Origin of the sequence: Govania unica, from assembly GCF_027920805.1 — a bacterium.
GTDB classification, from domain to species: domain Bacteria; phylum Pseudomonadota; class Alphaproteobacteria; order Sphingomonadales; family Govanellaceae; genus Govanella; species Govanella unica.
Genome location: NZ_JANWOI010000003.1, coordinates 427,103 through 451,217, shown reverse-complemented (window position 1 = coordinate 451,217; position 24,115 = coordinate 427,103). Strand labels below are relative to the sequence as shown.

At 59.0% G+C, this 24,115-nt stretch carries 25 protein-coding genes; 5 read left to right on the top strand and 20 right to left on the bottom strand.

Annotated features, from left to right (window positions below; translation table 11 throughout):
• Nucleotides 1-203 precede the first annotated feature (203 nt).
• From era to folK, 10 genes are all read right to left on the bottom strand, one after another.
• A complete protein-coding gene (era, locus tag NYP16_RS09885) occupies nt 204-1,118 on the bottom strand; it encodes a GTPase Era (protein ID WP_274943972.1) in 915 nt (304 codons plus the stop codon).
• The gene (gene rnc, locus NYP16_RS09880; RefSeq protein WP_274943971.1) at nt 1,115-1,804 is read right to left on the bottom strand and encodes a ribonuclease III; all 690 of its coding nucleotides are present in this window, start codon (nt 1,802-1,804) and stop codon (nt 1,115-1,117) included. Before rnc ends, era begins: the two co-directional genes overlap by 4 nt.
• 4 nt (nt 1,805-1,808) lie before the next feature.
• Nucleotides 1,809-2,555 (bottom strand): signal peptidase I, encoded by a 747-nt coding sequence (gene lepB / locus NYP16_RS09875; protein ID WP_274943970.1) that lies wholly within the window; start codon nt 2,553-2,555, stop codon nt 1,809-1,811.
• Between the two features lie 208 nt (nt 2,556-2,763).
• Complete coding sequence (acpS, locus tag NYP16_RS09870; RefSeq protein ID WP_274943969.1) at nt 2,764-3,171, bottom strand: holo-ACP synthase; 408 nt, start codon at nt 3,169-3,171, stop codon at nt 2,764-2,766.
• Nucleotides 3,172-3,178: 7 nt separating this feature from the next.
• A complete protein-coding gene (locus NYP16_RS09865) occupies nt 3,179-3,937 on the bottom strand; it encodes a pyridoxine 5'-phosphate synthase (protein ID WP_346742518.1) in 759 nt (252 codons plus the stop codon).
• Between the two features lie 14 nt (nt 3,938-3,951).
• A complete protein-coding gene (locus NYP16_RS09860) occupies nt 3,952-4,476 on the bottom strand; it encodes a DUF2062 domain-containing protein (RefSeq protein ID WP_274943967.1) in 525 nt (174 codons plus the stop codon).
• Nucleotides 4,477-4,610: 134 nt separating this feature from the next.
• The gene (gene pyrE, locus NYP16_RS09855; protein ID WP_274943966.1) at nt 4,611-5,195 is read right to left on the bottom strand and encodes an orotate phosphoribosyltransferase; all 585 of its coding nucleotides are present in this window, start codon (nt 5,193-5,195) and stop codon (nt 4,611-4,613) included.
• A 29-nt stretch (nt 5,196-5,224) separates the two neighbouring features.
• Entirely contained in the window at nt 5,225-7,378 is a 2,154-nt protein-coding gene (locus tag NYP16_RS09850; protein WP_274943965.1) for a RelA/SpoT family protein, read from the bottom strand.
• A gap of 188 nt (nt 7,379-7,566) precedes the next feature.
• On the bottom strand, nt 7,567-7,941 hold the full coding sequence (gene rpoZ / locus NYP16_RS09845; RefSeq protein WP_283255505.1) for a DNA-directed RNA polymerase subunit omega: 375 nt from the start codon (nt 7,939-7,941) through the stop codon (nt 7,567-7,569).
• Between the two features lie 89 nt (nt 7,942-8,030).
• Complete coding sequence (gene folK, locus NYP16_RS09840) at nt 8,031-8,573, bottom strand: 2-amino-4-hydroxy-6-hydroxymethyldihydropteridine diphosphokinase (protein WP_274943964.1); 543 nt, start codon at nt 8,571-8,573, stop codon at nt 8,031-8,033.
• A 134-nt stretch (nt 8,574-8,707) separates the two neighbouring features.
• Between folK and NYP16_RS09835 the strand changes: the two genes are divergently transcribed.
• The 3 genes from NYP16_RS09835 to NYP16_RS09825 all read left to right on the top strand — a co-directional run bounded on the left by NYP16_RS09835 (nt 8,708) and on the right by NYP16_RS09825 (nt 11,185).
• Entirely contained in the window at nt 8,708-9,307 is a 600-nt protein-coding gene (locus tag NYP16_RS09835) for a LabA-like NYN domain-containing protein (RefSeq protein ID WP_274943963.1), read from the top strand.
• Nucleotides 9,304-9,978, top strand: a complete 675-nt coding sequence (locus NYP16_RS09830; RefSeq protein ID WP_274943962.1) for a uracil-DNA glycosylase — start codon at nt 9,304-9,306, stop codon at nt 9,976-9,978. The genes NYP16_RS09835 and NYP16_RS09830 overlap by 4 nt, the downstream gene beginning before the upstream one ends.
• Before the next feature lie 223 nt (nt 9,979-10,201).
• Nucleotides 10,202-11,185: a choice-of-anchor A family protein gene (locus NYP16_RS09825; protein ID WP_274943961.1), complete on the top strand. Its 984-nt coding sequence runs from the start codon at nt 10,202-10,204 to the stop codon at nt 11,183-11,185.
• A gap of 221 nt (nt 11,186-11,406) precedes the next feature.
• On the opposite strand, the gene NYP16_RS09820 is transcribed toward NYP16_RS09825, so the two are convergent.
• The 5 genes from NYP16_RS09820 to NYP16_RS09800 form a co-directional block, all read right to left on the bottom strand.
• Nucleotides 11,407-12,120, bottom strand: coding sequence for a sulfite oxidase-like oxidoreductase (locus NYP16_RS09820; RefSeq protein WP_274943960.1), 714 nt, complete (start codon nt 12,118-12,120; stop codon nt 11,407-11,409).
• A gap of 331 nt (nt 12,121-12,451) precedes the next feature.
• Nucleotides 12,452-12,928, bottom strand: coding sequence for an SsrA-binding protein SmpB (gene smpB, locus NYP16_RS09815; RefSeq protein WP_274943959.1), 477 nt, complete (start codon nt 12,926-12,928; stop codon nt 12,452-12,454).
• Nucleotides 12,925-13,800 carry a 4-hydroxy-tetrahydrodipicolinate synthase gene (gene dapA, locus NYP16_RS09810; protein ID WP_274943958.1) on the bottom strand — a complete coding sequence of 292 codons (876 nt, stop codon included), beginning with the start codon at nt 13,798-13,800 and terminating at the stop codon, nt 12,925-12,927. Before dapA ends, smpB begins: the two co-directional genes overlap by 4 nt.
• A 158-nt stretch (nt 13,801-13,958) precedes the next feature.
• The gene (locus tag NYP16_RS09805; protein ID WP_274943957.1) at nt 13,959-14,459 is read right to left on the bottom strand and encodes an EF-hand domain-containing protein; all 501 of its coding nucleotides are present in this window, start codon (nt 14,457-14,459) and stop codon (nt 13,959-13,961) included.
• A gap of 119 nt (nt 14,460-14,578) precedes the next feature.
• Nucleotides 14,579-15,451, bottom strand: a complete 873-nt coding sequence (locus tag NYP16_RS09800) for a universal stress protein (protein WP_274943956.1) — start codon at nt 15,449-15,451, stop codon at nt 14,579-14,581.
• Nucleotides 15,452-15,698: 247 nt separating this feature from the next.
• Here NYP16_RS09800 and NYP16_RS09795 point away from each other — a divergent pair, with 247 nt between their 5' ends.
• A complete protein-coding gene (locus NYP16_RS09795; RefSeq protein ID WP_274943955.1) occupies nt 15,699-16,436 on the top strand; it encodes an HAD family hydrolase in 738 nt (245 codons plus the stop codon).
• 26 nt (nt 16,437-16,462) lie between these two features.
• Nucleotides 16,463-17,677: a hypothetical protein gene (locus tag NYP16_RS09790; RefSeq protein WP_274943954.1), complete on the top strand. Its 1,215-nt coding sequence runs from the start codon at nt 16,463-16,465 to the stop codon at nt 17,675-17,677.
• 220 nt (nt 17,678-17,897) lie between these two features.
• On the opposite strand, the gene NYP16_RS14535 is transcribed toward NYP16_RS09790, so the two are convergent.
• From NYP16_RS14535 to NYP16_RS09765, 5 genes are all read right to left on the bottom strand, one after another.
• Nucleotides 17,898-18,449 carry a phosphatase PAP2 family protein gene (locus NYP16_RS14535; RefSeq protein ID WP_274943953.1) on the bottom strand — a complete coding sequence of 184 codons (552 nt, stop codon included), beginning with the start codon at nt 18,447-18,449 and terminating at the stop codon, nt 17,898-17,900.
• A 2-nt stretch (nt 18,450-18,451) separates the two neighbouring features.
• On the bottom strand, nt 18,452-19,642 hold the full coding sequence (locus NYP16_RS09780) for an acetyl-CoA C-acyltransferase family protein (protein ID WP_274943952.1): 1,191 nt from the start codon (nt 19,640-19,642) through the stop codon (nt 18,452-18,454).
• Between the two features lie 591 nt (nt 19,643-20,233).
• On the bottom strand, nt 20,234-20,857 hold the full coding sequence (locus NYP16_RS09775; protein WP_274943951.1) for a hypothetical protein: 624 nt from the start codon (nt 20,855-20,857) through the stop codon (nt 20,234-20,236).
• A 60-nt stretch (nt 20,858-20,917) separates the two neighbouring features.
• Nucleotides 20,918-23,224, bottom strand: a complete 2,307-nt coding sequence (locus tag NYP16_RS09770) for a TonB-dependent receptor (protein ID WP_274943950.1) — start codon at nt 23,222-23,224, stop codon at nt 20,918-20,920.
• 46 nt (nt 23,225-23,270) lie between these two features.
• Entirely contained in the window at nt 23,271-24,095 is an 825-nt protein-coding gene (locus tag NYP16_RS09765) for a cupin domain-containing protein (RefSeq protein ID WP_274943949.1), read from the bottom strand.
• Nucleotides 24,096-24,115 lie beyond the last annotated feature (20 nt).

Here is a 24,115-nt window from a genome sequence, read left to right as displayed (position 1 = left end):
TGGCGTGGGTCTGGATCCCCGCGTTCGCGGGGATGACAGGATATGGAGGGGCCGGGATGACACTGATCTGCTGACGCGAGGAGTCGCCTAACCCCATGGTGTCATCCTCGCGTATGCGGGGATCCAGACCGGCGGCAACCATGGATTCCCGCTTTCGCGGGAATGACACTAAAGGATAGGTGAGACTAGACGACGATCAAGGCTTACTCCACGTAATCCAGGCCGAGGTTACGGTAGCGTTCGCGGTCATCGCCCCAGTTTTCGCGGACTTTGACGAAAATGAACAGATGCACCCGGCGTTCCAGGATACCTTCGAGGTCTTCGCGGGCGCGTTGGCCGATTTTCTTCAGTTGCTGGCCGCTTTTGCCGATGACGATGGCTTTTTGGCTTTCGCGCTCGATGAAAATGACCTGGGCGATGCGGACGCTGCCGTCTTTTTTCTCTTCCCAGGACTCGGTTTCTACGGTGGCGGCATAGGGCAGCTCGTCATGGAGCACGCCATAGAGCTTTTCACGGGTGATTTCCGCCGCCAGCACGCGTTCGGTGATGTCGGTCAGCTGGTCTTCCGGGTAATGCCAGGGGCCTTCCGGGAGCCGCGCCGAGACATGGGCCAGGAGATCGTCCACGCCGTCGCCGGTCAGGGCCGAAATCATGAAGACGTCGCTGAAGACGCCGCTTTCGTTCAATTCGGCAGCAAGTCCCAGAAGCTTTTCGCGATGCAGGCCATCAATCTTGTTGAGGGCGAGGATGACCTTGCGGTTGGCAGCCTTGAACTGCTCGATGATGCGGCGGGTGTCTTCGTCGATTTTCCGGGCGGCGTCGACCATGAGCACGATCTGATCCGCGTCCTCGGCCCCTTCCCAGGCGGCGGCGACCATGGCGCGATCAAGACGGCGGCGCGGCTTGAAAATGCCCGGGGTATCCACGAACACGATCTGCGACCGGCCTTCGATGACGATGCCAAGCGTGCGGGTGCGGGTGGTCTGCACCTTGGCGCTGACAATGGCGAGCTTCGAGCCCGACAGACGGTTGAGCAGCGTGGATTTCCCGGCGTTCGGAGCGCCGACAATAGCCACGAAACCGCAGCGCATCATGTCGCCACTTGCAGGATCAGTCATTCTGTACCTTTTTCAGTCTGAACTTTTTTCAAAAGTATATCGGCGGCCAACATTTCGGCCGCCCGTTTCGATGGTCCGCTTCCCGCGACCGGCGGATGACCGCGCACTTCCACTTCAACAGTGAAGGACGGGGCATGATCTGGCCCCTCGCGCGCGGTTTCCCGATAACTCGGGGTCGGATAGCCCTTGCCCTGCGCCCATTCCTGAAGCGCCGATTTAGCATCCCGCATGCCACGCGTGCGGTCGTTCAACAAACTGGCCCAGGCGCGTTCGATAAAGTTCCCGGCAGCCTCAAGACCGCTGTCAAGATAAAGCGCGCCGATCACCGCCTCGCAGGCATCGGCCAGAATAGCCGGTTTGCTCCGCCCGCCATCATCCTCGGCACTTTTGGCGAGACGGATATAGGGCACGAGCCCAATCGTCTGCGCCACTTCGGCCAGAGCCTCCTGCCGCACCAGATCGGCAAGTTGCCGGGCCAGAACGCCTTCTTTAACGGTCGGAGAGCGCGTGTAGAGCAGATCCGCGATGATCAGGCCAAGCACCCGGTCACCGAGAAACTCCAGCCGCTGATAGTTCACTCCGCCCGCCATGGAGGGATGAGTGAGCGCCTCCGTCAGCAGAGACAGATCCTCGAACCGATGTCCGAGGATCGAGTATAGACCATCCAGATCGTCCAGGCTGCTCATGATGTCAGTAAATCGGCTTGAAGAAGCGGGAGAAGCGCATGGAGGGCAGCCATTTCCAGAATTCCCACAAGCGCGCGCCGCCATCGGTTGAGAAGGTGATGATTTCCGCCTTGCCCAGCAGGTTTTCCGCCGGGACGAAGCCGACCCCGATCGACATCGGCAAGCGGCTGTCGGCGGAATTGTCGCGGTTGTCACCCATGGCGAAATAATAGCCTTTCGGCACTTCGAACACTGGCGTGTTGTCGGCATCGGTCGGGCCGTAGAGATCAAGGGTGTTATAGCTGACGCCGTTCGGCAGGGTCTCGCGATACTGGATCGCGCGATGCACCGTCAGGTTGGGGTCGTCGGCGACGAAGTCAGTCACCCGCTCACGCTTGACCGGCTGATCATTGAGGAACAGCACGCCGTCGCGCATCTGAACGCGGTCGCCCGGCAGGCCGACAATGCGCTTGATATAGTCGGTGCTGTTGTCGCGCGGCAGCTTGAACACCACCACGTCGCCACGTTTCACCGGCTTTTCAAAGATGCGGCCATCGAAAATGGGCGGGCTGAAGGGCAGCGAATGGCGGCTGTAGCCATAGGCGAATTTGGAGACGAACAGATAATCGCCCACAAGCAAGGTCGGCACCATGGACTCGGACGGGATGTTGAAGGGCTGATAGACAAAGCTGCGGAAGACTATCGCAATGAGCAGCGCAAACCCAATGGTCCTGAGCGTTTCTCCGAGCGATCCCTCTACCTTCTTCTCCATTACGTCGGCCTTTTCCATTCGCTTTTGCTTTCCTAAAGCCTGATTTGGGCCATCAAGCCTATTCCGGTCCATGCTGTCAAGTCTTGGCGGGGGTGGCCACCTGATGGATTGCCGGGTCAAGCCCGGCAATGACAATTAGGAGGGGTGACAACCTTTATAGTGTCATGCCCGGGCTTGACCCGGGCATCCATGGGAACTTGCAGGATCTTCATTCATCCGGGCTCCGGGAGGTGATCATGACCTGGGCCTGGGCGTAGGGGTATTCATCGGTGATGGTGAGGTGAATTTCCACCAGCTGGCCATCTGGGGTCAGGGCCTTGAGGCGGTCGAGGGCGCCGCCGGTCAGGACCATGGTCGGCTTGCCGCTCGGGTCGTTGACGACGCCGAGATCGCGCCAGAACACGCCCTTTTTGAAGCCGGTGCCGAGCGCTTTCGAACAGGCTTCCTTGGCGGCGAAACGTTTGGCGTAACTGGCTGTGCGGCCTGCCCGGCCTTCGGATTTCGCCACCTCGACGGGGGTGAAAATGCGCTTGATGAAGCGTTCGCCGCGTCGTTCAAGCGATTGCTCGATACGGCGGATGTCGACGATATCGCTGCCGAGCCCCAGAATACGCATGATCTGCTCAGGCCTTGCGGTGATGTTCGAGGCTGTGGCCTCGTCCCTGATCCATCAGGCTGCGCATATGACGGATGGCGCCTTCGAGGCCGTCGAAAATAGCCTCCCCGATCAGGAAATGGCCGATATTGAGTTCGACGATCTGCGGGATGCGGGCAATCTCCATCACGTTTTCATAGGAGAGGCCATGACCGGCATGAACTTCGAGACCGAGACCTTCGGCTTGCAGCGCTGCCTGTTCGAGACGGCGCAGCTCGTGACTGCGCTCAGAACCCTGGGCCGAACAATAGCTGCCGGTGTGGAGTTCGACCTGATCGACGAACAGCGCCTTTGACGCCTCGATCTGCAGATGGTCGGGATCGACAAAAAGCGTGACCAGGATATCGGCTGATTTCAAGGCATTGACGAAAGGCTCAAGAACCGAGAAGCCGCCCGCCACGTCAAGACCGCCTTCGGTCGTCAGTTCCTCGCGCTTTTCGGGCACGATGCAGGCCGCGTGGGGCCGGTGACGCAGGGCGATTTCCAGCATTTCCGCCGTGGCCGCCATCTCAAGATTGAGCGGCAGATCTATTTCGCGGCTGAGGCGGGCGATGTCATGGTCGGAAATATGCCGGCGGTCTTCACGAAGATGCGCGGTGATGCCGTCCGCGCCGGCCCGGGCGGCTACCACCGCTGCCCGCACCGGATCTGGATGATGACCGCCGCGCGCGTTGCGGATGGTGGCCACATGGTCGATGTTCACCCCGAGACGGAGAGCCCGCGTTATACGATCGGTCATGCTCACTTCTCCTTCGTCGCCGTACCGGCCTTCATGCGATGCATCAATTCAAGTGCGCGGCGGAGCCGCCGTTCTGTGCGCTGATTTTTATACCGCTTGATGACGGTATAAAGCGGCCAATAGGTTAATGACCATACCATAATCACAAGCGGCACGCTGCCCACGATCATGGGCCAGATGACCGGCTCCAGCGTCTGAAGCGGATGATGCCACAAATCATCGAGGCTGAACTGCGCGAAGACACCCCCCCCACTATGATGGCCGAGAATCACTGAACCAAGCTCAAAGGTCCAGTAAATGAAAATCGGGTAAGTCCAGGGATTGCCGAGCAAAGTCCCCAAGGCCGCCGCCAGCACATTGGCCCGGATGGCCCAGGCCACGATCAGCGACACCACCAGATGCAGACCAAACAGCGGCGTCATGGACATGGCGGCGCCGCAGGCAAAACCGGCGGCGATGCTGTAAGGCGTCCCTTGCATGCGGCCAAGACGATGGCGCATGAAAATGATGTAGCGACGCCACCCCATTTGCGGCCAAATCAAATTGAGCCAGCGCGCGCGTTTTGGTCCGGGTGACGTTTTATCTGATGGCTGCTTTGAGCCCATGTCCACTATCTGACCGCTGGTTCCGCTCACGGCGGAACCTTATGAGTTTATATGCCCTAGTTCAGGCCCCGGCTGCCCGGCTTTTCAGCAGGTATAGCTGCGAGTTCGGGCGGAACGGCGCTTGATTCATAAGCCGGCACATCCAGCCGCGTCAGGCTGAAAAGCGGCACGCCCACATCGGCGCGGCCATTCGACCGATCGATAAGACAGGCCGCCGCGACCACGTCGCCACCATGCTTGCGCACCACATTGATGCATTCGCGCGACGACAGACCAGTGGTGACAATATCCTCGCTGAGCAAAATCTTCGCACCGTCGGGAATGGAGAAGCCGCGACGGATTGTGAAGGTGCCTTCGACCCGCTCGGCGAAAATGGTCGGCACGCCAAGCTGACGGCCGAGTTCATAACCGACGAGAATGCCGCCCATGGCCGGAGCCACCACGAGATCGATCTTTTCCTTGAGGCCCGCGCGGACGGTGTCAGCCAGCGCCTTGCACAGGATCTCGCCGCGACGGGCGTCCATCATGACCCGGGCGCATTGCAGATAGACCGGGCTGTGCAATCCCGACGACAGCAGAAAATGCCCTTCGAGCAAAGCACCCGCATCGCGGAAATGGTTGAGGACCTCTTCATGTTCCATAACAGTGTTCTTTCCGTTCATATCATCATTCACCCGCGCACACGCTCGACGGTATTGACCACCGGGTTTGCGCGCAGAGCCGCCACAATATTCGTCAAATGCTTCACATCATGGACTTCAAGATCAACCACCAACCGGAAGAATTCAGGATCGCGGTCAGTGATCCTTAGATTATTGATATTTCCATGATCGCGGGCAACCACTTCGGCAATTTTGGCCAGGGCGCCGATTTCGTTCGAAATCAGGATCTCGACCCGGCCCACGTAACTTTCGGCCTGATCCTCATCCTTGTACCAGGACAGATCGACCCAGCGTTCGGGCATTTCCATGAAGGCCTCAAGCGCTTCACAGTCGATGGTGTGGACCATGACACCCTTGCCGGGCAGCATGACGCCAACGATGCGGTCGCCCGGCAGCGGATGGCAGCATTCGCTGAGATGCACGGCGACGCCCGGCGTCAGCCCCTTGATCGGCACTGCATGGTCGCCGGCCTTGCGGTCACGCGTCTTGTCGCGGGCGAAGGGCAAGGGTTTGGCATAGTCGCCCTTAAGCTTTGCGCCCGGGAATACGATTTCGAACACCTGACGTTCCGACATGGTGCCCTGCCCGACCTGCATATAAAGATCGGCGGTGTCCTGAAGCTTGAGCCGGGTCACCGCCTCCTGAATGGCTTTCGAGGTCAGGTCGCGGTCTTCTTTTTCGAAGGCGCGTTCGAGGATCTCGCGCCCGAGCTCCATATATTCCTTGCGCTGCTGCTGGCGGATATGGCGGCGGATGGCCGAGCGCGCCTTGCCGGTATTGACGAAGCTTTCCCAGCGCGGGTTCGGAGTCTGCGCCTTTGACCGCAGGATTTCCACCTGATCGCCGTTATGGAGTTCCGAGCGGAGCGGCACCGGCTTGCCATTGACCTTGGCGCCGACGCAGGTATCGCCGATCTGGGAATGGACGGCATAGGCGAAATCCACCGGAGTCGCGCCACGCGGCAGAGCGATCAGCTCGCCCTTCGGGGTGAAGCAGAACACCTGGTCCTGGAACATGGCGAGCTTGGTGTTTTCCAGAAACTCCTCGGGCGACGACGCATGGTCGAGGATTTCGAGCAGTTCCTGAATCCACTTATATTGCATGCCGTCGACGGTGGATTCGACGTTCTGCTTGTAGCTCCAATGGGCGGCCACGCCGAGTTCGGCCACGCGATGCATTTCCTCGGTACGGATCTGCACTTCGATGCGCTGGCGCTCAGGCCCCATGACCGCCGTATGGAGCGACTGATAGCCATTCCGTTTCGGAGTCGAAATATAATCGTCGAACGTGCCCGGCACCGCCTGCCAATGGCCATGCACCAGACCGAGCACCCGGTAACAGGTTTCCTCGCTGTCGACGATGACGCGGAAGGCCATGATGTCCGACAATTGTTCGAACGCCACATTGTTGTTCTGCATCTTGCGCCAGATGGAATAGGGCGTCTTTTCGCGCCCGGTCACCTGAGCGGCGATGCCAAAGTCCTGCAACAGCGTGGTGATGTGATTCATGATGCGCTGACGCAGACCCTCCCCGCCCTCGCCATGGAGGAAGTCGAGGCGGGCCATGATCGACGCCCGGGCTTCGGGGAACAGATGCTGGAACGACAGTTCCTCAAGCTCTTCCTTGATTTCATGCATACCGATGCGGGCCGCGAGCGGGGCATAGATTTCCATGGTCTCAAGGGCGATACGGCGGCGCTTTTCCGGCGTCTTGATGTAATGCAGCGTCCGCATGTTATGGAGCCGGTCGGCAAGCTTGACCAAAAGCACACGGATATCGCTCGACATGGCGAGCAGGAATTTGCGGAAATTTTCGGCCTGACGGGAAACTTCGGAGACCATTTCGATGCGTGACAGCTTGGTCACGCCATCCACAAGCCGGGCGACATCGACGCCGAACAGCTCCTCGATCTCCTCATAGGTGGCGATGGTGTCTTCAATCGTATCATGCAGGAGCGCTGTCACGATGGTCGCGCAATCAAGCTGCATGTCGGTCAGAATGCCCGCGACCTCAAGCGGATGCGAGAAATAAGGGTCGCCGGACGCGCGTGTCTGCGAGCCATGCGCACGCATGGAAAACACATAAGCGCGGTTAAGGAGCGCCTCGTCGGCGTCCTTGTCATATGCGCGTACACGTTCCACGAGCTCGTATTGGCGGATCACGTCGAAAGGTCCCTCGGGGTTTCTCGGCGGCTTTGCAGCGTCGACTTACATAGCCATTTAAGAGCTATTCCGGATGGATAAAAGAGGATGGTCGCAAAAGATCATGACAGATATGGGAAAGGCGGCGCCCCCGGACCTGAACCCGGACAGCAGCCGCCCTTCGCGAACGTCAAATACCTGAACTGGCGTTAAGCGTCGAGCCCGTCGTCAGCACCCTGATCGTCAGCGTCATCCTTGACGGCGCGGGCGCTTTGGGAGAAGGATTCCGCGCTTTCAGCCATCTTGCGGCCGGACAGCAGAAGGGCGACATCGCTTTCTTCTTCCGGCTCGTCGACTTCAACATGCCGCTGCATGCCATGGACCAGCGCTTCGCGCAGTTCGTCGACACTGACTTTGCTGTCGGCGATTTCACGCAAGGCCACAACCGGGTTCTTGTCGTTGTCACGTTCGACCAGGATCGGCGAACCGGCCGAGACCTGACGGGCGCGCTGAGCCGCCAGCAGCACGAGATCGAACCGATTCGGCACTTTATCAACGCAATCTTCAACGGTTACGCGGGCCATAGGACAGTCTCCAGACCTAGAAAACAGATAAGCTCGGGCTTATACAGGCTGAGGTCATGCCTGTAAAGCATATGAGCCGTTATAAAGCCTCAGCAACGATCCGGCAATGGGCGGACGACGCCCTTTTCCGGCGGAAGCCCGGCCAGCAACGCCCGGACGTCAAGCCCGAGCACCGGATGACGCCAGTCCGGGGCAATATCAAGCAGTGGCAACAGCACGAAACTGCGCAGATGAGCGCGCGGATGCGGCAGCACCAGCTCCGGCGCCGACATGCTGCGGGACGCCGCCTGCCAGACCGCCGCATTGGGTAGCACCAGATCGTCACAGGCGATCAGGTCGAGATCGAGAATGCGCGCCTCCCAGGTGATGCGGCGGATACGGCCGAACTCCGCCTCCACCTCATGCAGGATCTGAAGGATGGCGGCGGGCGGCAGCGCCGTCTCGAAGGCGACGACGCCATTCACGAACCAGGGCTGATCCGAACGCGGCACCGGCTCGCTTTCAAACCAGCGGGAACGGGCGGTGAGCCGCAGGCCGCGCGCCTCAAGCGCCCTAACTGCCGCATCGAGCGTTGCCGCCGGGGGTCCGAAGGTTTCAGACGGAAGATTGGCGCCAAGGGCCACAAAAATCATGGATGATCCTGTCACGGATATGTGATCCGGATGATTAGACGAACGGACAAAGCGAGCCTATACTCGATCCGTATTCGTGATCGCAAGACTATTGCCGATTTTCCTGCTCCCATATTTCAAGAAAGCAATTGCCGATGCCAAACCCTGGCCATAACAATAACTTTATCTTCTATCCAACTGACAAAACAGCCCTTTTCATTGATGGCGCCAATCTGCATGCAGCGGCGCGGTCATTGAAGCTTGATATCGATTTCCGCCGCTTGCGCGCTTATTTCGCCGCCCAGACCCACCTGATCCGGGCCTTTTACTACACGGCACTGATCGAGGACGGCGATTATTCCCCGCTGCGCCCGCTGGTCGATTGGCTGGATTATAACGGCTATGCGGTGATCACCAAACCCGCCAAGACCTTCACCGATAGTGAAGGGCAACGCCGCATCAAGGGCAACATGGACATCGAAATCGCCGTCGATGCCATGGATTTTTCAAGCCATATCAACCATCTGGTCCTGTTCTCGGGCGATGGCGATTTCCGCCGTCTGGTCGAGGCGCTGCAATGGAAGGGCGTGCGCGTCACCGTCTGCAGCACCATGCGCGGGGTGCCGCCGCTGGTGGCCGATGAATTGCGCCGTCAGGCCGACCGCTTCCTGGAACTGGATGACATCCGCGAGCATATCAGCCGCCTCGGCAACCAGAGCGATCCGCAAGCCACCGCCGAGATTGAAACCGTATGAAGGCTGTCGCTGTCGCTGCCCAGTTGTTCACGCCGCCCGGCCGGGAGTGCAGCCTATGCCCCCGGCTGGTGGCGTTTCGCGCTGCCAACCGCGCCAGCTGGCCGGACTGGCATAATGCGCCGGTGCCGTCCTTTCTCAGTGAGGATCCGCGGCTGCTGGTGGTCGGGCTCGCCCCTGGCCTCCGGGGCGCGAACAGCAGCGGACGGCCGTTCACCGGCGATTATGCCGGGGATCTGCTTTATGCGACGCTGATCAAATATGGCTTTGCCCAGGGCAGCTATGGGGCCCGGGCCGATGACGGGCTTACGCTGGTCAGGACCGCGATCACCAATGCCGTGCGCTGCGTGCCGCCGGAAAATAAGCCGACCCCCGCCGAAGCCGCCGCTTGCCGTCCGTTTCTGGTGGCCGAAATGGCGCTGTTCCCGAGTTTGCGCGTGGTGCTATGCCTCGGCCGAATCTCCCATGAGGCAGTGCTGCGGACGCTGGGTCGCAAGCTGTCGGAATTCCCCTTTGGCCATGGCGCTGTGCATCATCTGGACAGCGGGGGCCGGGACAGTGGGCTGGCCATCGTCGACAGCTATCATTGCTCCCGCTACAACACCAATACCGGGCGGTTGACGACGGAAATGTTTGAAGCGGTGTTTGAGAAAATTCAGGGACTCGTAATTTAACGAGGTTCCATCGCCTTTCAAATCTATTGACATTTGCACAAAATTGTTCTATAAATGTTCCTATTATAGTGACGAATTCGCCTGAAGAAGTTAAGCAATTCAGCCACAAAAGGCTTTGCATTCTCGCGGGTTCGGTGAGACCGACATATCTCGTTTTAATAGCAATAAATATATAATTTATATTCGTTCATTGTCCATTATCAAAGAATTTGAGGGTAATAATATGCCACGTTTTTTGAACCTGTTTATTTGTGCATTTTTGACTGTTGCCGGCTTAACTTTGGGCGCGACGCCCTCCCTTGCAGGCCCCCTCACCGCGGCTGAGGTTTTGTCGCAATTCAATGTGGTGACCTTTGGCAACCTGAACGCCTTTTCCGAAATTCAGGGACGGACGCTGGTCACCGGCAATCTGGGGGGCAAGTTATCGACCTATTACACCCGGCCGAGCGAAGTGAATGCCTCAAACTACGGCGCCCTGACCGTTGGCGGCAAGGTCACGGGCGCCCTCAAAACCATCGATGGCAATGGTGACGCCTATATCGCCGGCAACGCTCAGAACATGCACATGAACGGCGGCACAGCCTATATTAAAGGTACTGTCATCAGCAATGTGACCGGCAACCAGCAAATCGTCCCCGCCGTGGATGTTCCAAATTTCAAGCCGGTCATGGATCAGCTCTCGACCGACTTGAAGGGCCTTGCCACCACAAGCACTGTTACGATCTCCGGCAAGCGGGCAACCTTCACCGCCACGCCGGGCGCGGACGGCCAGGCCGTTTTCTCGATCCCCAACGGTGACGCCTTCTTTAAGTCGACCAACGAAATCACCTTTGTTCTCGGCGGCGCCAACAGCTTCATCATCAATGTCGGCGGTTCGTCCATGACGGTCATCGAAAATTTCCTCGATGGCATTGGCGCGACCATCGCCCCCATGGCCATCTGGAATTTTTACGACGCCACGTCGCTGAACTTCAACCGCGAGTTTTATGGCACCGTGCTGGCGCCTAATGCCACCATCAGCAATATATTTGCCCTGAATGGCAGCGTGATCGCCAAGGACTTCACCCCGCTGGGCGCAGTCCATCTCGCCTCCTACAGCGGCCCCCTGCCGAGCGGGCCGAAAGCAGAAATCCCTGCCCCACAATCCGCCGCCCTCGTCGGCCTTGCCTTGCTCGCCCTCTGCACCATCCGCCGCCGCCGGACTTGATTTGGTTCGCATCAGCAGGAACGGCCGTTAAGGAAAGACTGGATCCTGTCGCTGCGCTCAGGATGACGGGGGATTTTATGGTGTCATACGTGGGCATGACCCGCGTATCCAGCTCGCCGCCCGAAGAATGGATTGCCGGGTCAGGCCCGGCAATGACAGGGTTGGGACAGCTCTGTAAGTCATTACCTGCGGCGTGCCACCGCGACGGTCGCGCGCCCCGTTCAGATGTCCGGGTTGGGGAAGATGGGTTCGGGGGCTTCGGGGCCGCTGTAGCGGTCTTCTTTCCAGGGGTCGGCGGTATTGTGGTAGCCGCGTACTTCCCAGAAGCCGGGTTTGTCTTCGGCTGAGAATTCTATGCGCTTGATCCACTTGGCGCTTTTCCAGAAATAGAAGCGCGGGATCATAATGCGGACCGGGCCGCCATGTTCCTTGGTGAGCGGCGCGCCTTCCCAGGAATGGGCCAGGAGCACGTCGGGGGCGGCGAAGACGTCGAGGGCCACATTGGTGGTGTAGCCGTCATAACTGTGGAAAATGACATGCTTCGCCGCGGGCTTTGGCTGCACCAGGGCGAGCACATGGGCCGAGGTTATGCCGTTCCAGTGATTGTCATAGCGCGACCATTGGGTGACGCAGTGAATGTCGGTGACAAGATCGACCTGTGGCTGGGCCATGAAATCGGCGTGGGTCCATGTCAGCGGGGTGGTGACGAGGCCATCGATGGTGAGCCGCCAGAGATGGTTCGGGATGGTCGGCTGATAGCCCATATCGAGCACCGGCCAGTCCTTGACCTCGCGCTGGCCGGGCGGCAGGCGATCGCGGGTGGGATCGCCGACGCTGCCGGTAAGCAGGCGCCCTTCCCGCGCCCAGGCTTCCTTGGTGCGGATCAGTTTGTCTTTGATCTGACCGGTTCCGGTGATTTTATCTTCGTCCGCCATCTGCCGTGATCCTTGAGCAAACTTACAGGCTTGTCTTCGTCATAATCCGCCAACGGCCGGGAGGCCAGAGATTTTGCGATCAGACGGAGGGCGGGGGATTTTATGGGGGCATGCGTGGGCTTGACCCGCGTATCCATCTTGCTGCCCGAAGAATGGATTGCCGGGTCAAGCCCGGCAATGACAAGGGTGGGAAAGACTGGGTCCTGTCGCTTCGCTCAGGATGACGGGGGATTTTATTGTGTCATACGCGGGCTTGACCCGCGTATCCATCTTGCCGCCCGAAGAATGGATTGCCGGGTCAGGCCCGGCAATGACAGAGGCGGGGGAGCGATCAGCCGTGGTCTTTGAGGAGGCGGCCTTTTTCCCGGCTCCAGTCGCGTTCTTTTTCGCTGGCGCGTTTGTCGTGGAGCTGTTTGCCCTTGGCCAGGCCGATTTTGACTTTTACGCGGCCGCGTTCGTTGAAATAGATATTGAGCGGGACGACCGTGTAGCCCTTGCGCTGGATGGCGGCCATGATGCGGTTGATTTCGCGGCGGTTGAGCAGCAGTTTGCGCGGGCGGCGGGCGTCGTGGTTGTTGCGGTTGCCGAATTCATATTCCTGAATATGGGCATTGATGAGGAAGATTTCCTCGCCGCGCACCTCGGCAAAGGCATCGCCGATATTGGCGTGGCCCGCGCGCAGGGATTTGACTTCGGTGCCGACGAGCATGATGCCGGCCTCGGTCTCGTCCTCAATAAAGTAATTGTGGCGGGCCTTGCGGTTTTCCGCGATGACGCGGATTTCACGGCCCGCCTTTGGTGCATTCATGACGTGAGACCGGCCTTTTTAAGGGCGGCATCCACCGTGGCCCGGGTCTTGTCGGACACCGGCGCCATGGGCAGGCGCATTTCATCCGACGCGAAGCCGAGCAGCTTTGCCGCATATTTCACCGGGCCGGGGCTGGTTTCGACGAACATGGCGTCATGAACCCCGGCGAGTTTGTCCTGAAGCGCAAGCGCGGTTTTGAAATCACCGGCCAGACAGGCGTTCTGAAACTCGGCACAAAGACGCGGCGCGATGTTCGAGGTCACCGAGATGCAACCATGACCGCCATGGGCCATAAAACCAAGCGCGGTGATGTCTTCGCCCGACAACAGCAGGAAATCCGTGCCGCAGGCGTTGCGTTCGCGGGTGGCACGGCCGAGATCGGCGGTGGCGTCCTTGCTGCCAACGATGCGCGGCAGCTCGGCCAGCCGGGTCATGGTCTCCACCGACATATCGACGACGCTGCGGCCCGGAATATTATAGATCAGGATCGGCAGGCTGGTGGCGTCGTGAATGGCCTTGAAATGCTGATAAAGGCCTTCCTGGGTCGGCTTGTTGTAATAGGGCGTGACGATCAGCAGACCGTCAGCCCCGGCCTTTTCGGCATGGATCGAGAGACTGATGGCTTCGCTGGTCGAGTTTGACCCGCAGCCCGCGATCACAGGCACCCGTTTCGCCGCCACTTCGATGCAGACTTCGGTAACGCGACGATGCTCTTCATGGCTGAGCGTCGGCGACTCGCCGGTGGTGCCGCAGGGGACGAGCCCGTGGGTGCCTTCCGCGATCTGCCATTCAACTAATTTCCGGAAGGCGGCCTCATCAAAGGCACCATCCCGGAAGGGGGTAATGAGGGCGGTAATCGAGCCCTTGAACATCGGTCGCTCCTTACGGACTGTCACGCGTTGGTACGCAGTCTAAATTGACCCCGCACATTACTGGGAGACGCCCGCCGGGGCAAGAGAGGGATCATGTGAAAACACAAGGCTGCAATGCCCCGACCGGGGCAAGGCAGCCTTGTGGATGTTTTCAGGGATTACTTGGCAGGAGGAGTTTGGGCCGGAGCGGTCTGGGCCGGAGCGGTATGGGCCTTCTTGCCCTTGTGCTCGCCACGACGGGCTTCCCACTTGCCGCGATGCTGTTCCATTCTCTCATACATGCGGTCTGCGCCAGCCTTGAACTCCTCGGCGGTAACATAACCGTCGTTGTTGGTGTCCATGCTCTTGAAGATCGCAGCTTCACGCTCGGCCTCCCGGCGTTCCTGCTCACGTTTGACATGTGCGCGGAATTCATCGAGCGTCACTTTGCCGTCTTTATTGGTGTCGGCATCTTTATAGGCTTCCGCCGCCTTGGCCTGGAATTCTTCCTTGGTCATGCGCTTCATTTCATGGCGCGCACCCTCAGGCCTCCAATGCTCGCCGTTGCGGGAATACATTGGCGGCTGATTATCGGATTGGGCTTGATCCGCTGCCATAGCCATTGCAGGAAGGGCAACCGCAGCTGAACAGGCCAAAAGCATGATACGAACGAGTTTCATAATCCGTTCTCCTATCTAAAAAGGCATCTCCCGCCCCTTCGGCATACGACACTCATGCCGCACTCAGAAAGTATTACGGGTGGCGCGGGCAACTCCCTTCGCTCGCCACGGATTATTTTTTAATGACCAAACAGAACCGGCAGACTCGCATGAGCAACAAGATCATGGGTTACGCCACCCAGAATAAGCTCGCGCAACCGGCTGTGGGAATAAGCTCCGGTGACCAGAAGATCGGCCCCGAGCCCGGCCGCCGACTTTAAAATAGCCTGACCGTCTGACAGAGTATCATCTTTTACATGAACAATCTCGGCCTCCACTCCATGCCATTTGAGACTGGTCGCGAGCGCCTTCGGACTTGGGCCTTCACCACTGTTGCTGTCATCGCCGACGGTGAGGATGACGATGCGGTCGGCCCTTTTAAGGAACGGCAGGGCCGCCGTGGCCGCCCGGGCCCCTTCCCGGCTGCCGTTCCAGGCGATCACCGTGGTGGCGCCGATCCGCGCCACCGGCGTCTCGGGCACCATCAAAACCGGATGGCCAGAATAAAACAGCAGACCTTCAAGCACATCGATCAGGATCTCGCTTGCGCCCTTGGTCGGTTGCGCCACCACCGCGAGGTCGTAAACCCGGCCCGCAGCACCGTAAACAAAGTCGATATTGCCCTGATCTTCAAGCCATTCGCCGCTCGCACCCAGGCCATCTCCGGGCATCGCGTCGGTGCGGATGCCCGCTTCGGCGAACAGGGTCGCGGTCATGGTCCGGTACCGCAGGGCCTGCTCATCGGCGAGCTTGACCGCGTTGGTGGACAGCTCCATCAGCATATCGGCCGGAATGGGACCGGCCACATAGGGCATCGGGATGGCCGGGTCATATTTCACATGGAGCGCCGTCACATGAGCGGCAAAAACCCGCGCCAGCTGCACGGCAGCCTGCAACGCCTGACGGCCAAGGGCCTCATCCGCAACGGGTACGAGAATGGTCCGTATCTCCATAAGCCCTCTCCCGAATTCATAATGTTTTCTAATACATGATAGCGCATTTTTGCCCGTGGCGCGCCATAGGAACTTTCAGAGCTTGCCCTAGAATCGCCATGATGTTCACATAATTGTGATTGTCTGATTTCCACATACTTTGGGGAGTGTTGTGGCGGCGCCCCAAAAGTATTAAAACGAAATTATAGTGAAAAACCATGACGTTGATGAAGAGCAATCTCCTTCGCGGTCTGGTTGTAAAGGATCGATGCAAGCAAATATGGATCAGCGCATTCGCGAAACAGGTCTGTCTTTTTCAGGGTTCGATGCCACAGCCGCACAGCCGGTGGCAATCTTCGACCTTGACCGTACCATCACGAGCCGCGGTTCCTATACACCCTTCCTGATCTTTGCCAGCCTACGCCTGTGCCCCTGGCGTCTCCTCGCTATTCCCATCGCACCTGTTCTTATGCTGGCCTATAAGGCCGGACTTATGAGCCGCGACCGACTCAAGGAAAGAATGCTCGGGCTTTTTCTCGGGCGCGTCGCCTTGTGGCGGCTTGAGCCGGTGTTGCGCAATTTCGTCGCCGGCTATCTGCGCAAATATCTGCGCCGGGACGCCCAGACCGTCATCCGCGCCGAACGCGCCAAAGGGGCTCGCCTGGTGCTGGCCACCGCAAGCTTTGATTTCTACGCCGCCCTGTTCGCTGAAGCGCTTGAATTCGACGGTCTGGTGGCAACGCAATCCACCACCCGGGACGGGTTTCTTCTGGCCAAAATCATCGGCGGCAACTGCTATGGCGAGAACAAACTCACCATGGTCCAAAGCTATCTCGAAGCCGAAGGCGTGCTTGGCCTGACGCCACGTCCCGAAATCAGTTTTTATTCCGATGACCGTTCGGACCTGCCCTGCCTTTTATGGGCCGATCGCGGCGTCGTCGTGAGCCCCAAGAACTCTTTTGCCAAGGAAGCCAAATCGCATGGACTTCCTGTTGTTCACTGGTGACCCTCAATGCGAATGGCGATAGTAGCATGAGCAAAAACGACATGTCGAAAACACGCAAGATAGCTTTTCTATTCAATCATGACGCCCCGCATCAGGTCGCCCATGGGGCGCCTGTGGCTCAGGAATTGAAAGAACGCTATCCGAATTTTGACGTCGATCTGCTGGTCACCTCCTCCGAACTTTATGAACAGGCGCGAAAGGTCCTCGGCGACGTGCGCGAAACCGGACTCAAGGTCGAGCGGCTCGCGGCATCCTCCATCCAGGCCATGATCGGCACCATGGCCAACAGCGTTCTCCCGTTCAGCCGCATCAGCAATCTGGTCCGTCACAGAAAAACACTGGCCCAATATGATGCGCTGATCGTGCCTGAATTCACCACGCTCATTCTTAAGAAACTGCTCGGCGTCAATACGCCCAAACTGATTTATACCGGCCATGGCAGCGGCGACCGATCCGTCGGTTTCAGCCGGTCAGCGGGCAAATTCGATCTGGTGCTGCTGTCCGGCCCCAAACTGAGCAAACGGTTTGTCGACTCCGGGTTTCTGCGCGAGGAACAGTTCAAAGTCGTCGGCTATCCGAAATTCGACACCGTGGCCGACCGTATCGGGCACAAGCCGCGATTTTTCGATAACGACCGCCCGACGGTGCTTTATAACCCGCATTTCGAGCCGAAGCTTTCGTCCTATCACCGGATGGGGCTTGAGGTTCTTGAGTATTTCTACAATAGTCAGGACTATAATCTGATCTTTGCGCCGCATGTGATGCTGTTCCGCAAGAAGGTTCATATCTCGCTGGAGAATTTCTATTTTCGGGTGCGGCAGGATATTCCGTCGAAATATTTCAATTGCCCGCATATCCGTATCGATACTGGCAGCCCGGCCCTGATGGACATGACCTATACGCTTGGCGCCGATATTTATCTCGGTGATGTCAGCAGCCAGATCTATGAATTCCTGGTGCAGCCGCGGCCGAGCGTGTTTCTGAATTCCCACCATGCCAAATGGCAAGGCAATCCAAATTATCGCTGCTGGTCGCTTGGGCCGGTGATCGAGGGCACCGATGACCTCGGACAAGCCCTGAGCAATGCCCGTGAGGATCGCGGCGGCTATTTCGACCGCCAGCGCAAGCTGTTTGCCGAGACCTTCGATCTTGAAGAACGCCCCTCGGCCGAACGAGCGGCAGAAGCCATCGCCGATTTCTTGGGCGAAGAACCGAGACAACGCCTGATGGCTGTGGCCTGAGGGGCAAGCTCTGTGCTGGTTGAGGGATGGATTGCCGGGTCAAGCCCGGCAATGACAAATAATGTCGGGGGAAGCCCACGGTTGTCTGCTTAAGGCTTTACCATCCCTAACAACATCCTGTCATTGCCGGGCTTGACCCGGCAATCCATGGTTCAACCGACTAAGCGGCGGGCAGATGGATTGCCGGGTCGAGCCCGGCAATGACAATTTGGGAAAGGGTTCAGAACTGCATGTTGGCGGCTAGGCCGTAGGTGCGGTTTTGGTCTTCGCCCATCATCAGCGACACATTGACCGGGATGTCCTGATATTTGCTGGTGGTGAACCAGGCGACGGCGGTGGTCAACACGCCGGACGCTATGACATCGGTCCAGTGGTGCTTGCGGGCGTCGACGCGGCTCCAGCCGACGGCACCCGAGGCGAGATACATGGGGAGACCGTAGGCCGAGCCATAGCGGAACTGAAGGTAGGAGGCCCCGGCAAAGGCACGGGCTGCGTGACCTGAGGGGAAGGATTCATTGTCCGACATATCCGGGCGTTCCCGGTGGACGGTTTTCTTCAAGCCGTAGGTCGCGCCCATGGAGAGCAGGAAGCCGAGGCCGAATTCCTTCAGCCCCTCCTCATCGCCTTTATAGAGCGTGATGCCGGCGGCGAGCGCCGGAATCGCGAAACTTGCCACATCGCCATAGGTCTTGAAGGCATCACTACCGGCACTGGCATTGGTATGAACAAGAAGGGCCGCCATGCTCAGGCAGCCAATAGCTTTATATTTCACGATTACAGCCTTTCGATCACCGCGGCGATCCCCTGCCCGCCGCCGATGCAGAGTGTCATAAGTCCATATCGACCGCCAGTGCGCTCAAGCTCGTAAATCGTTTTTGTGGTGATGATCGCTCCACTCGCGCCGACCGGGTGACCGAGGGCCACGGCGCCGCCGTTTGGGTTGACCTTGTCAGCCGGGAACCCGAGCGCGCCCGACACCGCGCAGGCCTGGGACGCGAAGGCCTCGTTCGATTCGATGACGTCCATGTCGGCCACGGTCAGATTGGCGCGTTCGAGGGCGCGGGTGACGGCCGGAATGGGGCCGGTGCCCATGAGTTTCGGGTCAACCCCGGCGCGGGCGTAGGAGACGATGCGGGCGAGCGGCTTGCGGCCTTCGCGTTCGGCGCGGGCGCGGTCCATCAGCACCAGCATGGACGCGCCGTCATTGATGCCCGAGGCGTTGCCCGCCGTCACCGATCCGTCTTTCTTGAAAGCCGGACGCAAGGCGGCCAGAGACTCGAGGGTCACATTGTCGCGCGGGTGCTCGTCGGTGTCGAAAATCGTGACACCTTTGCGGGTTTTCAATTCGATCGGCAGGATCTGATCTTTGAAATAGCCGTTGCGGATGGCGGCGATGGCGCGGCGATGACTCTCGACCGCGAAGGCGTCCTGAGTCTCGCGGGAAATGCCGTATTCGGCTGCTACGTTTTCCGCCGTGACGCCCATATGGCCGTTGCCGAAGGGGTCGGTCAGAACCGTGGTCAGCTCGTCGACCACGGTGGCGTCGCCCATGCGCTGGCCCCAACGCGCTGACGGCACATGATAGATCGAACGGCTCATGTTTTCCGCACCACCGGCGACGGCCAGCTCCACTTCGCCAAGCTCGATCTGCTGGGCGGCAAGGACAATGGCTTCAAGCCCGCTGCCGCAGAGACGGTTCACGGTCAGGCATTGCACCGACTGCGGCAGGCCAGCCTTGAGCGCCGCCACGCGGGACAGATAAGCATCATAGGTTTCCGTGCGGATAACGCTGCCGACCACCACCGACTGGACGTCATCAGGCTGCACGCCCGCGCGGGAGACCGCCTCGGCCACCACTTTCGCCGCCAGTTCATTGAGGGGGACATCCTTGAGACTGCCACCAAAACCGCCAATGGCGGTGCGCACGGCGCTGAGGATCACGACATCATTTTTCTGTACGGACATTCTGATCGTCTTCCTGACTAGGGGCCTTGTTGGGGGGGCCTGATTGTTTTTTTGTACTGTTCTTCATAAAACCCGAATTGAGGAAAAAAACAAGCGTTTGAATTAGGTGGTCAGGGAGGAGTTACACCCCGCCCTTGTCATTACCGACGTGGGGATCGGCGGTTCAGCGGGGCGGCGAGATGGATACGCGGGTCAAGCCCGCGTATGACAGGTTTTTAAGGGCGGCCATTATCCCCCGGCTGTCATTGCCGGGCGTGGACACCGGCAATCCACCACCGTCATCGCGAGCCGCGTCAGCGGCGTGGCGATCCAGGACTTTGTAGTGGAGGGACTGGATTGCTTCGGCTCTGCCTCGCAATGACGAGTGGGGAGCAATTCATCCCATGCTCAAGCACACACAAAAACATTGTCATTGCCGGGCATGGATACACGGGTCGAGCCCGCGTATGACAGGTTTTTAAGGGCGGCCGTTGCCCCTCTGCTGTCATTGCCGGGCTTGCCCCGGCAATCCATCTTGGGTTCGGACGAAACGAGCCGCTTCCCGGGTTGCGGCAAGCGGCTCGTTTATTTTACTTGGCCCGGCGCGGCGGGTTATTTCAGTTTTTGATCTTTTTCAAGATCCTGAGCCAGATTGTCTACCAGCAGGCGTTCGTAGTAGCTGGTCATGGCGGTGCGGGCTTTGGCCAAGAGGTCTTTCATTTCGGCTTTGGATGCGAGGGGGCCGCATTTGTCGAACTGGCCTTCTTCGGCGAAGCGGACGTAATTCACCGTGGCGGCGTGGCGGCCGCCATGGGCTGATGCTTTCCAGAAGCGCTCGGCCAGGCAGATATCGGTCGGGGCGAAATTGCGTTTGTTGGTGATGAACAGGCCATAGACGAATTCAGCTTGCGGATAGCCGGTTTCAGCAGCGCCGCGCATGCGTTCGACGCCTTCTTTTTCCTGTCCGTCATAGAACAGCACGCGCGACAGTTGATATTTGAAGCGCGGCGTGTCGGGATATTCGGCGACCGCCTGACGGCAGGCGGCGATGGCTTCCGGTCGATTGATCTTAGCCCGTGGGACGCCGGCGGTGACCTTATCGGGATCTTCCGGATGGGTGGCGAGGGTGTCGCAGGAGGTGATCGGAACATCTTTCGCCGCGGCCGGGGTCACGAGCAGCGCCGACAGGGCTGCGGCGACCAGAAGGCTGGGTACTTTCTTGAACGTAAAAGACATGCATATTACCCTTTTCAAGAGGAGGCGCACCGCCGATCGGCAGTGCGCTCCGGTTCCGGATTAGAAGTTGTAGGAGAATGTGACCCCGACCTGACGCAGGGACGGCAGAGCGACCTGGAACGCACGCTCGGTGGTCGTCGAGACGACTCCGGTCGGCGACACATAGTTGTTCTGGGCCGGATTCGAATTGACATGTTGCGGCACGTTCAGGTTCGACTGGTCGATCCAGCGGATGATCGACGACGACGTGCGGTCATTGGTCAGGTTGTCGACGAAGAAGGTCATGGTCCAGCGTTCGCTGGTGACGCCGAACTTCAGGTTGACGAGATATTGATCGCCGGTCGAGGCCAGGTTGTAGATCTGCGCATATTTACGCTCGTTATAGGCGGCGTCGGCACGGGCGAAGACGTTGATGGTCTCGGTCACCGGATAGTTCACCTTACCGAACATGGTCATCTGATGCTTCGACATATTCGGCAGTTGCTTGCCCGCGACCGAAGCATTGCCGAAAAGATCGAACGCTTCCGCATCGTTGAATTCAACGAACTTCGCGTCATTCAAGGCATAGGTCATGCCGAGTGTGACATAGTCACTGACCATGCCCGAGAGTTCGAGTTCAAAACCCTTCACTTCGGTCTTACCGGCGTTGACAATGTAAGAGCGGCTGCCACCGGTCGGGAAGAAATAGGACGAGCTGACCTGCTGTTTGCTCCAATCAATATAATACATGGCGGCATTCAGGATCATGCGGCCGTCGAGCAAGGTGTTCTTGGTCCCGATTTCGTAGTTCCAGCTGCTTTCTTCATTGGCGAACTGGACGTCGACCGGGAAGCGCGGGTCGGAGTTGATAACCCCCGGCTTGTTGCCGCGGGCGATGGTGCCATAGACCATCGAGTTTTCAGAAAGCTTATAGTCAGTGGTCAGACGCGGCGTGACCGACTTGAATTTGCGCTCGATCAGCACATCGGTCGCGGACTTGTAGTTGCCGATCTTATCCTGGGCATAGCGGATTTCGAACGATGTGGACCAGTTGCTGGTGATGTCCGCTCCAACCGACCCGAAGACGGCCCAGTTGTCGGTGCGGTCGGTCCCGGAATCGATGGTCGGGGCAAGCACGGAGAAGTGACGCTCCTCAAGCGGGCGGCGCTTTTGGTAATAGAACACGCCGCCGAGATAGCGGAAGGCGCCCATCTGCGGCGATTGAACGCGAAGTTCGCTCGACCATTCGTCGCGCTTGCCGACTTCGTTGCGGAGGACGTTGCCGGTGCGAACGGCGTCGGTTGGTGCGCGGACAGCGCCGGGGGCGTTCGGGATGGTCAGCAAGCCAAAGGCCGTGGCACCCTGATAGGTCGAGTCATGGCCATATTCCGACTTGGTGAAGAAGGCCCCGGTGTTCGACGTGATGATGAAGTCATTGAGATTATATTCGATCACCGCGCCGACGCGCTTCGTCGTCCGGTGCAGACCTTCGGTGCCATTCAGACCGGCGATGTCGAGGGTTGCTTCATCCGGAGCTTTGACCACACCGCAAAAATATTGGCGCGGGGTGTTGAGGAAGCAGTTATTGGCAAAGCGATCCTGCAAGGCGATGGCTGCCAGACCGTCCTTATCGCGGTTGTAACCGCCGCTCAGCATGATGGTCAGATTGTCGCTCGGACGGAATTCAAGCGAGCCGCTGGCGCTGACCGATTCTTCTTCGCCGAGCTTCCGGCCGTCGAGGCTGTTTTTATACTGACCGCCGAACGTATAGTAACGGGCGTGAGCCATGTAAAACAGCTTGTCTTCAACGATCGGCCCGCGTGACAGCAGGTTCACTTCGTAATTTTCATCCGTGGCAGCCTTCAGCGTGACCTTGTTGTCAAAATCGTTGCTGCCGCGCTTGGTGATCAGGTTGATCGCGCCCGAAAAGGTCGAGCGGCCAAACAGCGCGGCCTGCGGACCCTTGATCACCTCGACCCGGTCGACGATGTCGAAGGGGAAGGAAAGAATCGAATCCGAATAGGGCACGCCGTCGATAAACACCGAGGCGTTGCTTTCACCCAGAACCACCGACATGCCGCGAATGACCGGACGGCTGACGCCGCCCTGGGTGCCATAGCGGTTGGACTTTTCAAACGACATGCCCGGGGTGAACTGGCTGACCTTGAAAAGGTCGTTCATGCCGCGATCGGCCAGTTCACGGCTGGTCAGCGCGGTGACGGTGATCGGCACGTCCTGAAGCCGCTCCGTGCGCTTGCGCGCGGTGACGACGATTTCTTCGAAACCGCTGGCTTCGTGGATGCCAGTGCCGGTGGTGGACTGGGCCAGAGCTGGCACCATCCCGAGAACTGCAAAGGTCGATACGCTCGCTACTAAGATACGCTTCATGATTAACTCCCTAAATACTTCATGCATTTTTTTGGATAACGATGCTTTAGAAACAGACTGGACCGTCCGTCTCCGGGGATCCGAACGGCAGGAGGGCGGCAGGCAGAACCGGCTTATGGCTCGGCCACCAGTGGAACTTTGTTTCGGCGTCGACATAGTCCGTCTTCAGCGGCCCGCCCTTGGTGCGGAAGAAATAGAGATTGCCGGTCAGCGTCCCATAAGGGCCGTGGACCTTGTTTTCAGGCCGCCAAAAATATGCGCCGGGGCGGAAAATGCCACGATCGCCATGGACCTCGCCGCTGAGGAGATACATTTCCTCAACGAAGGGATGAACCTCGGAGCGCTCGGTCCAGCGCAAGGGCATGGTGCCGAGAATCCAGGTGGTGTCACCGGTGACCGGATCCTGATAGAGGAGTTTTCGGCCGGCCCCGGGCGGAAATTCCGGATGAAAATTGCCGGTATAGGGCACATCATAAGCGCTCACGCCCCACACCAGACGGCTCTCGTCATAGGCTGCGGTTTGCGCGGAGATTTGCGGCTTGCCCGAATAGAAGGTGAGGACAATCGCGCCGGTCGCCGAACTGCGCTCTCCGGTGGCGTAACCGCTTGGTGCGTGGGCATACCCCAGGTGGCCATAAGTGGTGTCGCCAATGACGAGCGTGCCATCAAGGATCAGGAATTCCTCGTCAACGGCGAGCTGCCGTGCTGGCCCGGAAAACCCTGCCGGATAGCGCACGAGAAGGCTGCAAGCGCCGGTCTCCGGGTCGCTGCTCAGGACTTTCGTCTCAACCACACCGTCGACAGCTAAAAGCGTCGTCTCGGTCCAGGGAAGATGCTGTGATTGTACAAATTCGGTCCAATCCCTACTCACTCTGTAGCTCCTTAATTCAG

Excerpts from the sequence above, each read along its gene's own strand:
- era (WP_274943972.1), bottom strand. The coding sequence starts at position 1,118 with ATGACTGATCCTGCAAGTGGCGACATGATGCGCTGCGGTTTCGTGGCT.
- rnc (WP_274943971.1), bottom strand. The coding sequence starts at position 1,804 with ATGAGCAGCCTGGACGATCTGGATGGTCTATACTCGATCCTCGGACAT.
- lepB (WP_274943970.1), bottom strand. The coding sequence starts at position 2,555 with ATGGAGAAGAAGGTAGAGGGATCGCTCGGAGAAACGCTCAGGACCATT.
- acpS (WP_274943969.1), bottom strand. The coding sequence starts at position 3,171 with ATGCGTATTCTGGGGCTCGGCAGCGATATCGTCGACATCCGCCGTATC.
- NYP16_RS09860 (WP_274943967.1), bottom strand. The coding sequence starts at position 4,476 with ATGGGGTGGCGTCGCTACATCATTTTCATGCGCCATCGTCTTGGCCGC.
- pyrE (WP_274943966.1), bottom strand. The coding sequence starts at position 5,195 with ATGGAACATGAAGAGGTCCTCAACCATTTCCGCGATGCGGGTGCTTTG.
- rpoZ (WP_283255505.1), bottom strand. The coding sequence starts at position 7,941 with ATGGCCCGCGTAACCGTTGAAGATTGCGTTGATAAAGTGCCGAATCGG.
- folK (WP_274943964.1), bottom strand. The coding sequence starts at position 8,573 with ATGATTTTTGTGGCCCTTGGCGCCAATCTTCCGTCTGAAACCTTCGGA.
- NYP16_RS09835 (WP_274943963.1), top strand. The coding sequence starts at position 8,708 with ATGCCAAACCCTGGCCATAACAATAACTTTATCTTCTATCCAACTGAC.
- NYP16_RS09830 (WP_274943962.1), top strand. The coding sequence starts at position 9,304 with ATGAAGGCTGTCGCTGTCGCTGCCCAGTTGTTCACGCCGCCCGGCCGG.
- NYP16_RS09825 (WP_274943961.1), top strand. The coding sequence starts at position 10,202 with ATGCCACGTTTTTTGAACCTGTTTATTTGTGCATTTTTGACTGTTGCC.
- NYP16_RS09820 (WP_274943960.1), bottom strand. The coding sequence starts at position 12,120 with ATGGCGGACGAAGATAAAATCACCGGAACCGGTCAGATCAAAGACAAA.
- smpB (WP_274943959.1), bottom strand. The coding sequence starts at position 12,928 with ATGAATGCACCAAAGGCGGGCCGTGAAATCCGCGTCATCGCGGAAAAC.
- dapA (WP_274943958.1), bottom strand. The coding sequence starts at position 13,800 with ATGTTCAAGGGCTCGATTACCGCCCTCATTACCCCCTTCCGGGATGGT.
- NYP16_RS09805 (WP_274943957.1), bottom strand. The coding sequence starts at position 14,459 with ATGAAACTCGTTCGTATCATGCTTTTGGCCTGTTCAGCTGCGGTTGCC.
- NYP16_RS09800 (WP_274943956.1), bottom strand. The coding sequence starts at position 15,451 with ATGGAGATACGGACCATTCTCGTACCCGTTGCGGATGAGGCCCTTGGC.
- NYP16_RS09795 (WP_274943955.1), top strand. The coding sequence starts at position 15,699 with ATGCAAGCAAATATGGATCAGCGCATTCGCGAAACAGGTCTGTCTTTT.
- NYP16_RS09790 (WP_274943954.1), top strand. The coding sequence starts at position 16,463 with ATGAGCAAAAACGACATGTCGAAAACACGCAAGATAGCTTTTCTATTC.
- NYP16_RS09780 (WP_274943952.1), bottom strand. The coding sequence starts at position 19,642 with ATGTCCGTACAGAAAAATGATGTCGTGATCCTCAGCGCCGTGCGCACC.
- NYP16_RS09775 (WP_274943951.1), bottom strand. The coding sequence starts at position 20,857 with ATGTCTTTTACGTTCAAGAAAGTACCCAGCCTTCTGGTCGCCGCAGCC.
- NYP16_RS09770 (WP_274943950.1), bottom strand. The coding sequence starts at position 23,224 with ATGAAGCGTATCTTAGTAGCGAGCGTATCGACCTTTGCAGTTCTCGGG.